The organism is Yoonia sp. GPGPB17 (assembly GCF_037892195.1).
Taxonomy (GTDB): domain Bacteria; phylum Pseudomonadota; class Alphaproteobacteria; order Rhodobacterales; family Rhodobacteraceae; genus Yoonia.
The window spans coordinates 3,643,499-3,658,048 of the sequence record NZ_JATACI010000002.1; the positions used below are offsets into that span (position 1 = coordinate 3,643,499).

Annotated in this window: 14 protein-coding genes and 1 pseudogene; 12 read left to right on the forward strand and 3 right to left on the reverse strand. The window is 57.6% G+C overall.

Translation table 11 applies throughout. From position 1 onward, the window contains the following. Positions 1 to 103 precede the first annotated feature (103 nt). The 10 genes and pseudogenes from QTO30_RS19230 to QTO30_RS19275 all read left to right on the forward strand — a co-directional run bounded on the left by QTO30_RS19230 (position 104) and on the right by QTO30_RS19275 (position 10,116). Complete coding sequence (locus QTO30_RS19230; RefSeq protein WP_340425645.1) at positions 104 to 1,150, forward strand: ABC transporter ATP-binding protein; 1,047 nt, start codon at positions 104 to 106, stop codon at positions 1,148 to 1,150. 94 nt (positions 1,151 to 1,244) lie between these two features. After that, positions 1,245 to 1,736: an ester cyclase gene (locus QTO30_RS19235; RefSeq protein WP_340425646.1), complete on the forward strand. Its 492-nt coding sequence runs from the start codon at positions 1,245 to 1,247 to the stop codon at positions 1,734 to 1,736. 3 nt (positions 1,737 to 1,739) lie between these two features. Then, positions 1,740 to 3,050, forward strand: a complete 1,311-nt coding sequence (gene hisD, locus QTO30_RS19240) for a histidinol dehydrogenase (RefSeq protein ID WP_340425647.1) — start codon at positions 1,740 to 1,742, stop codon at positions 3,048 to 3,050. 12 nt (positions 3,051 to 3,062) lie between these two features. Beyond that, on the forward strand, positions 3,063 to 3,728 hold the full coding sequence (locus tag QTO30_RS19245) for a hypothetical protein (RefSeq protein WP_340425648.1): 666 nt from the start codon (positions 3,063 to 3,065) through the stop codon (positions 3,726 to 3,728). Continuing rightward, positions 3,729 to 4,493, forward strand: coding sequence for an SDR family NAD(P)-dependent oxidoreductase (locus QTO30_RS19250; protein ID WP_340425649.1), 765 nt, complete (start codon positions 3,729 to 3,731; stop codon positions 4,491 to 4,493). Further along, positions 4,493 to 5,497 carry a LacI family DNA-binding transcriptional regulator gene (locus QTO30_RS19255; RefSeq protein ID WP_340425650.1) on the forward strand — a complete coding sequence of 335 codons (1,005 nt, stop codon included), beginning with the start codon at positions 4,493 to 4,495 and terminating at the stop codon, positions 5,495 to 5,497. The genes QTO30_RS19250 and QTO30_RS19255 overlap by 1 nt, the downstream gene beginning before the upstream one ends. Continuing rightward, positions 5,494 to 6,483 (forward strand): nuclear transport factor 2 family protein, encoded by a 990-nt coding sequence (locus QTO30_RS19260; RefSeq protein WP_340425651.1) that lies wholly within the window; start codon positions 5,494 to 5,496, stop codon positions 6,481 to 6,483. The genes QTO30_RS19255 and QTO30_RS19260 overlap by 4 nt, the downstream gene beginning before the upstream one ends. After that, on the forward strand, positions 6,483 to 7,448 hold the full coding sequence (locus QTO30_RS19265; RefSeq protein WP_340425978.1) for a cupin domain-containing protein: 966 nt from the start codon (positions 6,483 to 6,485) through the stop codon (positions 7,446 to 7,448). Before QTO30_RS19260 ends, QTO30_RS19265 begins: the two co-directional genes overlap by 1 nt. Before the next feature lie 67 nt (positions 7,449 to 7,515). Then, entirely contained in the window at positions 7,516 to 8,637 is a 1,122-nt protein-coding gene (locus tag QTO30_RS19270; protein ID WP_340425652.1) for a cobalamin-independent methionine synthase II family protein, read from the forward strand. A 64-nt stretch (positions 8,638 to 8,701) separates the two neighbouring features. Further along, a pseudogene (locus QTO30_RS19275) lies at positions 8,702 to 10,116 on the forward strand (FAD-binding oxidoreductase). Positions 10,117 to 10,164: 48 nt separating this feature from the next. Here QTO30_RS19275 and QTO30_RS19280 read toward each other — a convergent pair. Together QTO30_RS19280 and QTO30_RS19285 are read right to left on the reverse strand one after the other, a co-directional pair. Beyond that, positions 10,165 to 10,695 (reverse strand): adenine phosphoribosyltransferase, encoded by a 531-nt coding sequence (locus tag QTO30_RS19280; protein ID WP_340425653.1) that lies wholly within the window; start codon positions 10,693 to 10,695, stop codon positions 10,165 to 10,167. A gap of 11 nt (positions 10,696 to 10,706) precedes the next feature. After that, positions 10,707 to 11,573: an S-methyl-5'-thioadenosine phosphorylase gene (locus tag QTO30_RS19285; protein ID WP_340425979.1), complete on the reverse strand. Its 867-nt coding sequence runs from the start codon at positions 11,571 to 11,573 to the stop codon at positions 10,707 to 10,709. A gap of 176 nt (positions 11,574 to 11,749) precedes the next feature. Between QTO30_RS19285 and QTO30_RS19290 the strand changes: the two genes are divergently transcribed. Further along, on the forward strand, positions 11,750 to 13,372 hold the full coding sequence (locus QTO30_RS19290; protein WP_340425654.1) for a SulP family inorganic anion transporter: 1,623 nt from the start codon (positions 11,750 to 11,752) through the stop codon (positions 13,370 to 13,372). Here QTO30_RS19290 and QTO30_RS19295 read toward each other — a convergent pair. Next, entirely contained in the window at positions 13,369 to 13,974 is a 606-nt protein-coding gene (locus tag QTO30_RS19295) for a flavin reductase family protein (RefSeq protein ID WP_340425655.1), read from the reverse strand. The two genes, QTO30_RS19290 and QTO30_RS19295, sit on opposite strands and share 4 nt — an antisense overlap. 70 nt (positions 13,975 to 14,044) lie before the next feature. On the opposite strand from QTO30_RS19295, the gene QTO30_RS19300 reads away from it, so the two are divergent. Continuing rightward, positions 14,045 to 14,545, forward strand: coding sequence for a GNAT family N-acetyltransferase (locus QTO30_RS19300; protein WP_340425656.1), 501 nt, complete (start codon positions 14,045 to 14,047; stop codon positions 14,543 to 14,545). Positions 14,546 to 14,550: the final 5 nt, after the last annotated feature.

Below are 14,550 nucleotides of genomic sequence, written 5' to 3' on the forward strand. Positions count from 1 at the left end.
CATTGCGTCTGAAAATGGAAGAATTTGCATTTTCTCCGATTAGGGCTTGCCAGTTTTCAGGAATCGCGCCAGTGTTTTTGCAAACGTATGCAAGGGGCGCAACATGGCCGAAATTCAGCTACGCAATGTATCCAAACGATGGGGGTCTTTTGTCGGCGTCCAGAGTTTTGATCTGACGATTGCGGATCAGGAGTTCCTTGTTTTGCTGGGCCCATCGGGCTGCGGTAAGACCACAACAATGCGTATGATCGCTGGGTTAGAGGATGCGACCGACGGCGATATTCTAGTCGATGGCAAGCGGATCAATGATCTGGAACCTAAGGATCGTGATGTGGCGATGGTGTTCCAGAGCTACGCGCTTTACCCCAACTTGAACGTCTACGACAACATTCGCTTTCCATTGAAAGTGCGTGGTGTTCCCCAGGCGGAACATGAAGAGCGGGTGATGCGCGCCTCTGCCATGGTCGAGTTGGATGACTTTCTGCACCGCAGGCCGGCTGAACTATCTGGCGGGCAGCGTCAACGCGTGGCTTTGGCACGTGCCATTGTGCGGGAACCCAATGTTTTCCTGATGGATGAACCGCTCTCCAACCTTGATGCCAAGCTGCGGGTGTCCACCCGCGCCCAGATCAAAAACCTCAGCCATGAACTGAAGGTGACAACAATCTACGTCACCCATGATCAGATTGAGGCCATGACACTGGCGGACCGTGTTGTCGTGATGAGTAAAGGGGTGGTCCAACAGGTTGGCACACCCACCGAGATTTACGACAATCCCGCCAATACCTTTGTGGCTGGTTTTATCGGATCGCCTGCGATGAACCTTGTCGACGGGGATGTCGCCAACGGCACCTTCACAGCAAAAAACATCACCATCAGCGGCCTGCCGACCGCACATAGTGGGCCAGTCACGCTGGGTTTTCGGGCTGAGGACGCCAGTGTGGCCGAAGGCACAGCCGAGATTAACGCAACTGTCTACTCGCTTGAGCTGTTGGGTGAAGCAACGATGGTCACGATGCGGGTTGGTAACACAATCGTCTCGGTGAAGTCCGGCAAAGAGTATCGGGCCGAAATTGACGAGCCGGTTCACGCAAATATCCCCGCAGATATCTGCCACTTGTTCGATCAAAAAACGGGCGAGTGTCTCTGAAGCGTTCGCCCCAATCAGATGACCTGATCGAATGCCAATCATGGCTAAGCGCAAGTGCGGCTTGCTCGGCGACAAAAGCAATAGAGGATACCGCATGACGCGCGATGCAAAATCACAAGCCTCCCTTGACGCTGTAAAGGCGATGGAGGACGGGCTGGCCAACAACGAAATGGATATGCTGAAGTATTTCACCGAAGACTTCACATGGCGCGGCAACCAGGGCTGCGGCACCAAAAACGGCGTCCATGCGTTCCAGCGCAACTGGCAATGGCCGCTGCGTGCCGCGTTCACAGACCGCGATTACAAGACCGATCACTTCATGGCGGACGGCGAATGGGCGGCGTGTTTTGGCCATATCGAAGGCACGCATTCGGGCACCTTCATGGGCATCCCTGCCACCGGCAAGCGCGTCAAAATCCCCTATATGGACTTCTGGCGGGTCGAGGATGGCCGCATCGCCGACAACCCCGTTTCCGTCGATTTCGCCTCTGTCATGATGCAGCTTGGTGTCGATGTCTTTAGCGGTGAAGGTTGGGAGAAATACGACACTGGCGATGCGGAACCGCCAAAGCCGGAAGGGTATTGAACGATGGCCATCACCTATCTCAAATCAGGCAAACCCGAATCAGAGCGCGCGGAAGATGATGCCAAAGTGCGCGGCATCGTTGAAACCACACTCGGCGATATCGAGAAGCGGGGCGACGCGGCAGTGCGCGACCTCTCCGAGAAATTTGATAAGTATTCACCGCCGAACTTCCGCCTCAGCCCGTCCGAGATTGAGGCCGCCATGTCCAAGGTTTCGACCCGCGATATGGACGACATCACATTCGCCCAGGATCAGATCCGTAACTTTGCGCAGGCACAGCGTGCCTCGATGACCGATATCGAAGTCGAAACGATCCCCGGTGTGATCTTGGGCCATAAAAACATCCCCGTCCAATCGGTTGGCTGCTACGTCCCCGGCGGCAAGTTTCCGATGGTTGCATCTGCACATATGTCGGTGCTCACCGCTTCAGTCGCAGAGGTGCCTCGGATTGTCGCCTCTGCCCCACCGCAAAACGGCGCACCGCACCCGGCTATCGTGGCAGCGATGCATATGGGCGGCGCACATGAAATCTACGTTCTGGGCGGTATGCAGGCCGTTGGTGCGATGGCGCTGGGCACGGAAACGATCGACCCCGTACATATGATTGTAGGGCCCGGCAATGCCTTTGTGGCCGAGGCAAAACGACAACTCTTCGGGCGTGTGGGCATCGACCTTTTTGCAGGGCCCACCGAAACCATGGTCATTGCCGATGACACGGTCGATGCTGAACTCTGTGCGACCGACCTCTTGGGGCAGGCCGAACACGGCTACAACTCCCCAGCGGTTCTGCTCACCAACTCTGAAAAACTGGCCAAAGAAACACTCGCTGAAATTGATCGCATCCTCGACATCCTGCCGACTGCGGAAACTGCGCGCACCTCATGGGAAGACTACGGTGAGGTCATTCTTTGCGATACCTACGACGAAATGCTGGCCGTCGCAGATGACATCGCGTCGGAGCATGTGCAGGTCATGACGGACCGCGATGACTGGTTCCTTGAAAATATGACCTGCTATGGCGCGTTGTTCCTTGGGCCGCGCACGAACGTGGCCAACGGTGACAAGGTCATTGGCACCAACCACACGTTGCCCACCAAAAAGGCTGGGCGTTACACGGGCGGTCTCTGGGTCGGAAAGTTCTTGAAAACCCACAGTTATCAAAAGGTTCTGACGGACGACGCGGCAACGCTCGTTGGCGAATATGGCTCGCGCCTGTGTATGTTGGAAGGGTTCGTCGGCCATGCTGAGCAATGCAATATCCGCGTGCGCCGCTACGGTGGCAAGAACGTGGCCTATGGCACGGCGGCGGAATAGCAGGAAAAGGCCATGTCCCCTCCAAAGAGACGCAAACCCCAAAGCTACAGCGGCCTCGAAGACCTCGGGCGCGTCCGGCTTTCAAAGCATTTCTTCATGCGGGACTTCCTCTACTCTGAGATCAGCAATTTCTTCGGTATCGCCAACATTCCCGACGACCCCAGCCTTGCAATCGCGACCGGTCAAAAACTCTGTCAGGAGCTTCTGGACCCCCTGGTTGAAACCTTCGGACCCATCGCTGTGCGCTCGGCATATCGTTCACCAACGCTCAACCATTTTGGGGCCACAGAAGCCAAACCGCAGCGCTGCGCGCGCAATGAGGCGAATTATGCCGGTCATATCTGGGATAAGCGCGATGGGCAGGGGCGGATGGGGGCCTGTGCAAGTGTCGTGGTGCCTTGGTTTGCAGATCAATATGACCAAGGGCGTGACTGGCGTGATCTGGCCTATTGGGTGCATGACCATCTGCCCTATCATGAGATGTATTTCTTCCCCAAGCTTGCGGCCTTCAACCTGTCATGGCGAGAAGAACCCGCGCGGACGGTTTCCAGTTACGTGGTGCCGCGCGGCAAGCTGGTCCATGCCGGGCATCCGCCGCCAGAGGACCATGCCGAACGCATGGCGCGCTACGCAGATTTTCCGCCCTTTCGGGGCATTACCTATCCGGGGCACGCATAAATGACACTTCCACAAACACCTTCCTTCCGGCTGGACGGCAAACGCGCACTCGTTGCGGGCGGTTCATCCGGCATCGGTTTGGCCTGTTCTGTGGCATTGGCCGAGGCGGGGGCCGAGGTCACGATCTCCGCGCGGAATGCCGACAGGCTGGACGTTGTTGTCAAAGAGATGCGCGACGCGGGGTTTGAAACACATGCAATCGCGATGGACGTCTCTGACGTGGCGGCGACAGAAGCGACTGTCGCTGAACACGGTCCGTTCGACATTCTTGTGAATTCTGCTGGCCTCGCCATTCATTCCCCAGCTATTGAGACGGCAGAACCCGATTTCGATGCTGTCTCTGACATCAACTTCAAAGGCGCCTATTTCCTTACTCGGGCTGTTGCAAAAGGGCTTCTTTCCGCTGGCAAATCTGGCAGCCTGATCAACATCACCAGCCAGATGGCGCATGTCGGCGGGATCGACCGCGCGGTCTATTGCGGCACAAAATTTGCGGTTGAAGGTTTCACCAAAGCCATGGCCATCGAATGGGGCCAACAAGGTATCCGGGTCAACACGATCTGTCCCACCTTCATCCGCACGCCGCTGACCGAACAAACCTTTAACAACCCCGACCGCGTCGCCTGGATTATGGACAAAATCAAACTGGGGCGCGTCGGCGAAGTGACCGACATGATGGGCCCTGTGGTCTATCTTGCCTCTGACGCATCGGCGCTGATGACCGGCACGCATATGCTGATTGACGGGGGTTGGACGGCGGACTGATGAGCAAAATCACCTCCCTCCAAGTTGCAGAGCGCGCAGGCGTCAGCCAATCGGCGGTCAGCCGGGTTTTCACACCCGGCGCATCTGCCAGCGCCAAAACGGTTGAGAAAGTGCGCAAGGCGGCCGTCGAACTCGGCTATCGCCCCAACATGATGGCGCGCGCGATGATTACCGGCAAAAGCCGGATCATAGGGCTGGTGGTGGCCTATCTGGACAATCAGTTCTATCCGCTGGCCTTACAGCTTCTCTCCAATGCCCTGCAGGAAAAGGGTTATCACATCCTTGTCTTTACGGCGTCCAACAGTCAGGGCGCCGCCGAAGAAGTCATGCAAGAGCTGCTCGACTATCAAGTCGACGGGATCATCACAGCCTCTGTTGGGATGACCAATGATCTGACCCAACGCTGTGCAGCTGCGGGCATCCCAGTGGTCATGTTTAACCGCGGTCAAGAGGGCGAGACGGTCTCCTCTGTTACCTCTGCAAATGTCAAAGGCGGGCGTGCTGTGGCGGAATTTCTGCTTTCCTGCGGCCACGAGAGTTTTGGCCACATCAGTGGTTGGTCAGGCTCTTCCACCGGGCGGGACAGACAGGCCGGTTTTTCCGAAGCATTGGCAGAACACGGTGTCAGCCCGCAGATTGTTGACGGCATGTTCGACCGCGAGACCGCCGCCATAGCGACCCAAACCATGATGGAAAGTGCCGCACCGCCCGATGCGATCTTCGTGGGCAACGACCACATGGCCTTTGCCGTGCTTGATACGCTGCGGCATGAAATGGGTCTGAGTGTACCGCATGATGTGGCCGTCATCGGTTATGATGACGTGCCGCTTGCCGCATGGCCTGCCTACAACCTCTCGACCATGCGCCAACCGGTGAACCGCATGGTCGAGGCGACAATCGACGCTCTTCTCACCCGGATCGAAGACCCATCGACCCCAACCCAACGTATCGAAATAGACAGCCCGCTGATCCAACGCGGCACCACCAAAGGACCGAAAACATGATAGGCTTTTCCAACCGCTGGAAAGACTTCCCCGATTACATCATTGGGATCACCAAAGAGATTTGGGAAGATCGTGGCGTCGGCGCGCTGAACCATTACTACGCGCCTGATATCCCAGTCCGCACACCCATGGGGATCAGCAAGGGCAACCAAGGTGTCATTGCAGGCACGATGGCCACGATCAACGAATTCCCGGATCGGGAGCTGCTGGGCGAAGATGTGATCTGGTCGGGAGACGAAAACACCGGCTATCTCTCCTCACATCGCTTGCACACCAAGGCCACGCACACGCGCGACGGACAATTCGGACCGGCCACAGGCAAGCATTGGCAGGTCTATGTGATCGCCGATTGTGCCGCGAAGGAAGACACCATCTACGATGAATGGCTGGTGCGCGACTACGGGGGCATCGTCCGGCAACTGGGGATGGACCCGCGCAACTATGCTGCTGAGCTCATCGCCCGTGAAGGCGGTCCCGACAAAGCCAGCAAGCCCTTCACCCCGGCTATGGATGTTGACGGCGGCTATCACGGCATCGGAAACGACAATGCATGGGGTCAGCGCTACGCCGACACGTTGAACCGCATCATGAACCACGACTTCACCCACATCCGCGACAGCTATGACCGCGCTTGCATTGGCGAATATGCAGGGGCAAAACGGGCGGTCGGCTGGGACGGCATCCTCGAATTCTGGGTCGGCCTGCGGTCGTCCTTCCCGCACGCAAACTTCAAAATCCACCACCAGATCGGCATGGACGCTGACATGCTGTCGCCCCGCGCTGCAATCCGGTGGTCACTGGACGGCAAACACGAGGGCTGGGGCAGTTTTGGCGAACCCACTGGCGCCGATGTGCATGTCATGGGGATGTGCCATGCCGAGTTCGGACCTTACGGCCCTGATGGTATCGGCTTGCGCCGGGAATTCGCGCTTTACGACGAAATTGCAATCTGGAAGCAGATTTTGATGCAAGCAGGAGACCAATGATGACACCCGCCGAAATGGAACATCGCATTGTCCGCTATGGCGATCTGCACCCTTGCAGAACCGCCTTTATCGACGCACACACGCCAGGCTCTGATCAAAAAGAAAACTTCACCATCATCGGCGGCGGCGTGTCTGAAAGCCCCGATCAGCACGTCCATATCGGCATCCCGCATGGCTTCAATATCGGCGCTGCGGGCCAGCCACCTAAATGCCGCAACTCGCTGCACGATCATCATACCGCTGAGGTGTTCTTCGTACTCAAAGGCCGCTGGCGGTTCTTCTGGGGCCGCTGGGGCGACGCGGGCGAGGTGGTGTTGGAAGAGGGTGATATCTTCAACATTCCCACAGGCATTTTCCGGGGCTTCGAAAACATCGGCACAGACTACGGCATGATCATGGCCGTACTTGGTGGCGACGACGCAGGCGGCGGTGTGATGTGGGCCCCCCAAGTGATCGCGGATGCGGCAGACCACGGTTTGATTCTGGGGGAGGACGGCAAACTCTATGATACCAAGCGCCAGCAGAAGCTGCCCGAAGGCGTTGGGCCGATGCCACTGATGTCGGATGCGGAACTGGCGAAGCGACCCGAGCCGACAACCGCTGACGTGCTGCCCAACCACGTGGCCCGTTATTGGGATCTTCACGCGCTGGCCGGAAAAAAGCCCGCCAAGGTTGTGGGCGAACACGGCGTCCTGCGCGACAAACCAGGGTTCGAGATTGATTTCATCACACGCGGCTCTGCGACTGACGCCAAACACAGCCACCCATACCCGTCGGTCCTGATGCCCATGCGCGGGCATTGGAAGGTCACGTGGGATAGTGGATCGGCAACGCTTGCGCCGGGTGACACGATGTCGGTTCCGGAAAACATCGCGCATAGCGTTGTGCCGTCGATGACAGGTGAAGCCAGCCTTTATCACATCGTCGCAACAGGTGATCCTGCCGGAGCAACGTGGAAAGGTTAACGGCGTAGCGTAAGGCAGCGGTCCGCATGGCCTGTGTAAGCAAAACAAACAACGTGAGGATGATGAAATGTCGAAAATCTTAACAACCCATGTGGGCTCTTTGCCCCGCTCTCAAGAGGTCGTTGATTTCATCTTTGCCCGCGAACATGGCAATCCGTATGACGCGGAAGCCTTTGATGCTGCAATGACCTCAGCCGTTTCAGAAACCGTGCGCAAACAAGTGGATGCTGGGATTGATATCGTCAGCGATGGCGAAACCTCCAAAATCAGCTATGCCACTTATGTCAAAGACCGTTACACCGGCTTTGACGGCGACAGCCCGCGCAATGCACCTGCGGACCTCAAACAATTCCCCAGTTTTCTCAAACGTTTGGCCGATGACGGCGGCACCCCGCAATATGCACGCCCCATGTGCGTGGGCGAGGTGAAATCAAAAGGGCAGGGCGAATTGGAAAAGGACATTGCTAACCTGCACGCCGCGATGGCCACACATGGGGCGGAACGCGGTTTCATGAACGCTGCGTCCCCCGGTGTGATCTCTTTGTTTTTGCAGAATGATTACTACAAAACGCGTGAGGCCTATTTGGCCGCTTTGGCAGACGCGATGAAGGCGGAATACGAGACAATCGTTGCCTCGGGCCTCGACCTGCAACTGGACTGCCCCGATCTCGCGCTATCGCGACACATGTTGTTCAACGATTTGTCGGATGATGAATTCCTCAAGATCGCCGCCAGCCATGTTGAGGCGTTGAACCACGCGCTGTCCGACGTCCCCGCCGAGAAGGTGCGGGTGCACATCTGTTGGGGCAACTACGAAGGCCCGCATGTCTGTGACATCCCGATGGCCAAGATGTTCGACACGCTGATGTCCACGAAATCGCGATATGTGTTGTTTGAAACCTCAAACCCGCGTCATGGTCACGAATGGTCCGTCTTCCGCGACCGGGCCAAAGACATCCCTGATAACAAGGTTCTTGTCCCCGGCGTTGTTGATACAACCACCAATTTTGTTGAGCATCCGCATTTGGTTGCCGAACGCATCGGGCGTTTTGTCGATATCGTTGGGGCGGATCGTGTGATCGCCGGGTCGGACTGTGGATTTGGGACATTTGCAGGCTTTGGTGCCGTTGACCCGGAAATCGCATATGCCAAACTGGGTGCATTGGCCGAGGGCGCGGCGCTCGCCTAACAAATCCGGTTGGACAGCGGCGCGGATTGGGCCATGTATCGGATTAGCCTCAGAGGATATTCAGATGCTCAATCCGGTCACACCAGACTTTGAAGACTTGCTTCGCGGACTGCTACCGGTTGCGGCCTTCAAAGAAGACAGCGCGCCATATCTGACAGAGCCACGCGGGCGCTGGGCGGGACAAGGACGGGTTGTCGCGCTTAAGCATCCACTGATGAAGTCGCGGCCGTGGTTAAAGCCTGCGCTGCCGCTCGCGTGGGTATCGTGCCCTATAGCGGCGGCACCGGTCTGGTTGGTGGGCAATTGCAGGAAGATGGTCCTGCGCCGGTCGTATTGTCACTGGAACGGATGAACCGCATTCGCGCGGTCTATCCGACCGAGAACGTGCTGGTCTGTGATGCGGGGGTGATCCTTGCTGATGTGCAAAAAGCGGCAGAAGATGTGGGCCGGTTGTTCCCGCTGTCGCTCGCCTCGGAGGGCTCGGCGCGCATTGGCGGGCTGCTTGCAACCAATGCAGGCGGTGTGAATGTACTGCGCTATGGCAATGCGCGTGCGCAGTGTCTGGGGCTTGAAGTCGTGCGCCCTGACGGGTCGGTCTGGCATGGGCTGACGCGGCTGCGTAAGGACAACACCGGATATGACCTGCGCAATCTGATGATCGGGGCCGAAGGCACGCTGGGGATTATCACGGCGGCGGCGTTAAAACTTGCACCACGGCCAGTAGGCGTGAGCGCCGCGCTGATGGCGGTGCCATCCCCAGCCGCAGCTTTGGAGTTGCTTGCGATGGCAGGCGAGCAGATTGGCGAAGGCGTATCGGCCTTTGAAATCATGCATCGACAAGGCTTTGACTTTCTGGCTGAGGTGGGCCCCGACGTAAAACAGCCCTTCGATCAGGTGCCCGAATGGTGCGTCTTGATTGACGTTGGCTTGCCCGCTGGTTTGAGCCCCGCAGAAGCGCTTGAAGGGCTTTTTGAGACCGCATTTGAGGCGGGGCTGGTCACCGATGGAACCATCGCGCAAAGCAACGCGCAGCGTGATGCGTTCTGGCACATCCGAGAAAGCATCCCGGCGGCGAACCGGAGGATCGGTTCGGTCAGCTCGCATGATATCTCGGTCCCGCTGAGTGCAATCCCGGCCTTTATTGAAAGGGGCAAGCAGGCCTTGGGCGAAGTTGGTGCGTTCCGTATCAATTGCTTTGGGCATCTGGGCGACGGGAATTTGCACTACAACGTCTTCCCGATGCCGGGCAAAAGCCGCATGGACTATGAGGCAGAGCGGCCCGAGGTGAAGCGCGTTGTGCATGATCTGGTTCATGCTATGGATGGATCAGTGAGCGCTGAGCATGGGATTGGGCGGCTCAAGGTGAAGGATCTTGAGACCTATGGTGATCCGGCCAAGCTGGCGATGCTGCGCGCGATCAAGGATGCGCTGGACCCACTGGGTATCATGAACCCCGGGGCAGTTTTGCGCCAAGGGTAGGTATGGCTCGTGGCGGAGGAATTCTGATGGGACTCAAAGATATTGTGGCTAGTCGCCTTCGAATTGGCAAAGCGCGTGAACGTTCATACCCAGCGCCTCGAGTTTCTTGCGCCCCCCGATATCGGGCAGGTCGATCACAAAGGCACAACCAATCACCTCTGCCCCCATCCGCTCGATCAGTTTGATGCCCGCTTCTGCCGTGCCGCCGGTGGCCAAGAGGTCATCGACCAACAGTACTTTTTCGCCGGGTTGTAGCGCATCGTCATGCACTTCCATCGTGGCCGTGCCGTATTCCAACACGTAGTCCTGTTCGATGGTCTTGCCGGGCAATTTACCCTTTTTGCGGATCGGTACGAAGCCAAGCGAGAGCTGGTGGGCGATAGCACCGCCAAGGATGAAACCGCGCGCCTCCAGTCCAACAACCTTATCAATGGGTTGTCCGGCATAAGGGTGCAGCAGTTGGTCGATCGCGATGCGGAAACCGCGCGGGTCGCTGAAGAGCGTTGTCACATCACGAAACATGATCCCTTCATGGGGGAAATCAGGGATCGTACGGATGTAGTCTTGGACAGTTTTCATGTTGGGTCTTTCTAAAGGACACGGCCAGCGACAGCGTCGAGTTTTGCAATCAGGGCGGGGTCGCGTTTATCCGGGGCGGTCATCACTGCGTATTCCAGCGCCCGGTCGCAGCCATGCGGGCAAGGCGCGCGATCTGGGCCGAGTAGGCCAGGCAGGCGGCTGATCAGGTCTTGCGCCTTGGTGCCATTGCCTTGCAACGTTTTGATCACGTCGCTGACATCGACCGCGCCGTGTTCGGGGTGCCAACTGTCGTAGTCGGTGACCATGGCGATGGACGCGTAACAAATCTCGGCCTCACGGGCGAGTTTGGCTTCGGGCATATTCGTCATCCCGATCACATCGCAACCCCACTCGCGGTAGAGTTTGCTTTCGGCCATGGAAGAGAATTGTGGTCCTTCCATCGCCAGATATGTGCCGCCACGATGGACATTGATACCGGCGTCTCGCCCCGCCGTTTCGCAGGCGTCGGACAGGCGCGCGCAGGTTGGGTGGGCCACGCTGACATGCGCAACGCAGCCGGTCCCGAAGAAGGACTTTTCCCGCGCGAATGTGCGATCAATGAACTGATCGACAATCACAAAATCACCTGGTGCCATCTCTTCACGGAAAGACCCACAAGCGCTGACGCTGATGATATCCGTCACGCCCAGCCGTTTGAGCGCATCAATGTTGGCCCGGTAGGGCACGGTTGTGGGTGAATGGACATGCCCACGCCCATGACGGGGCAGAAAGGCCATGTCGACGCCGTCTAAACATCCCGTCAGAATATCGTCTGAAGGTGCGCCCCAAGGGCTGTTTGCGGACACCCAAGCCGCAGCCTCAAGCCCGTCCATGTTGTAGATACCCGAGCCGCCAATGATTCCGATTTTTGTCTGCATCGTCTGCCTTGTCGTCATCCCCAATCGCACATTGAAACGGATCGCTACGAAATGGAAGGCATAGGTGCCGTGCCAAAGTGGCAACATGAAAAATTCATGCAAGGTCGAGGGGTGACAAGACCTATTTGCTCCTTTAGGGGGCGGTGATTGTTTTTTCCCATCCGACAGGACGTACCATGGCCCGCGCACTCTTGGCGAGTTTCGCTGACAATCTTTCACTTCGTGATCCCGATGCCCCGCTCACCCCCGGTCAGTTGCGGATCGAGGTATTGTCAGGTTTGACGGTGGCCTTGGCTTTGGTGCCGGAAGCGGTGGCTTTTGCCTTTGTTGCAGGGGTGGAACCCTTGGTCGGCCTCTACGCGGCCTTTATCGTCGGTTTGATTACCGCCGTCTTTGGGGGGCGTCCGGGCATGATTTCTGGGGCAACCGGTGCGCTGGCCGTGGTCATGGTCAGCCTGGTTGCTGTTCATGGCGTTGAATACCTGTTTGCAACCGTGGTGCTGATGGGGCTGATCCAGATTTTCGTTGGCATCATGCGCTGGGGCAAGTTTATCCGTCTTGTGCCGCATCCGGTCATGCTGGGCTTTGTGAATGGGCTCGCGATTGTGATTTTCCTTGCGCAGTTGGGGCAATTTCAGGTGCCCGGTTCGGCGGAAAGCGCTGGGCATGGCATGGCCAACGGCGAATGGTTGCATGGTGCGCCGCTTTACCTGATGCTTGGTCTTGTGGCTTTGACGATGGCGATCATCTGGGTGATGCCCAAGGTGACGAATGCTGTGCCAGCGCCGTTGGCGGGCATTGGTATTGTCGCAGCAATTGTCATTGGATTTGGTCTCGAAGTGCCACTTGTCGGTGATCTGGCCAGCATCGAAGGTGGTTTGCCGCCATTCCACATTCCCATGGTCCCGCTGAATTGGGAAACGTTCGAGATCATTCTGCCCTTCGCGCTGATCCTTGCCGCGATTGGTCTGATCGAGAGCTTGCTGACGCTGAACCTTGTTGGTGAAATGACCGGCAAGCGTGGCGGTGCGAGCCAAGAATGCCTCGCGCAAGGGGCGGCCAACACCGTCACCGGTTTCTTTGGCGGCATGGGCGGCTGCGCGATGATTGGGCAGTCGATGATCAACGTGAAGTCTGGTGGGCGGACGCGGATTGCGGGTATTGCAGCCGCATTGTTCCTGTTGGCGTTCATCTTGTTTGCGAGCAGCCTGATTGAGCAGATCCCGCTCGCTGCACTGGTGGGCGTGATGTTCATGGTCGTGATCGGCACATTCGCCTGGAATTCATTGCGCATCCTACGCAAGGTCCCGCGCACCGATGCCTTCGTGACCATCCTTGTGACTATCGTGACCGTGGCCACCGATCTGGCAACCGCCGTTGTCGTTGGCGTTATCGTTTCCGCCCTTGCCTATGCTTGGAGCAACGCCACACGCATTCACGCGATCAAGCGTGAAAGCCGCACAGAGGCCGGAGCACAGGTGTATGAAATCCAAGGGCCGCTGTTCTTTGGCTCGGCTGACGGATTCATGGAAATCTTTGACATTACCTCCGATCCGGATGTGGTCATTGTCGATTTTGCCAATAGCCGGGTCGCGGATCAGTCGGCGTTGCAGGCCATCGAAGCCTTGGCTCAGAAATACATCGATGCGGGCAAGCAGATTCAGCTGCGCCACCTCAGCCGCGATTGCCACCAATTGCTGTCAAAAGCAGGGCATTTAATGGTCGATAGTGACGACGATCCTGACTACGAACTGGCGGTTGATTACAGCGTCCGGACAGGCATCATTGGCGGTCACTAATCGTCGGGGCGTTGCAGGCTAAAGACTTCGCGGATGACGGAATAGTCGCGATACCCCAACCGGGTGAGCGGGTTGAAGGTGGTCACGTCGAATTTGCCGTCAACAAGACAGTTGTCGCGCAGATGCACACCGGTGACTTCGCCAAAGACGGCGAAATTTGCCTCTCCGGGCAGTTGGATGATCTGCGTCAGTTTACATTCCAAAGTCGCTGGCGCGTTCAACACGCGCGGGCAGTTGATCGTCTCGCATTCTGTTTTCCCGACCCCGGCAAGCGCGAATTCATCCGTTTCCCGCCCCCAAGGACCAGAAGTCTGGTTCATGATATCGCGCGCCGTATATTCCACGATATTGACCGCAAATACCCCGGTGTCGCGAATGTTGGCCACGGAATCTTTTGTCCCATCCCGGTCTGGTTTGGCACTGGTTGAGGCAAACATGACCTGTGGCGGCACGTAAGCGACCGCATTGAAGAACGAATAGGGCGCGAGATTGTCCTGGCCGTCTGTTCCGCGTGTGGCGATCCAACCGATGGGGCGTGGCGTCACGACGGCATTAAGCGGGTTATGCGGCAGGCCGTGGCCGTTTTTGGGCTCGTAGAACATCGCAGTGCCTTTTCGTTTGCGTATCCTAGGGTTAGCTTGGCACGCGACCCTTGGCCAGATGAAAGACACGATGCAGCAGACGGCACTGACATTGGCCACTGAAACGCCCGAAGATTGGTGGGAGGTTGAGGCGCTCTATGACCTTTGCTTTGCGCCGGGCCGCTCTGCGTTGTCGTCCTATCGCTTGCGCGAAGGGGTTGATCCCATTGGGCCGCTTTGCCTGACGGCACGCGATGCAGATGGCATTCTGGCGGGCGCTGTACGCAATTGGCCGGTGCTGGCCGGTGGGCAAAAAACGGTGCTGTTGGGGCCGATTGCGGTGCATCCAACCCGTCAGGGTGAAGGCGTTGCGGCGTTGTTGATGCAGCGCTGTTTGGGTGATGCGCGGGATCTGGGCTGGAAGCGGTTGATGCTTGTGGGTGACGCACCTTACTACAGCCGTTTTGGGTTTGAACGTTTGCCCGGGGTGATAATGCCGCCCCCCACGAACCCTGATCGTGTGCTTGGTGTCGCCCTGATTGAAGACGCTTGGGATAACGTCAGTGGCGCAGTTACCTCCGTAGGTGATTGAAATCA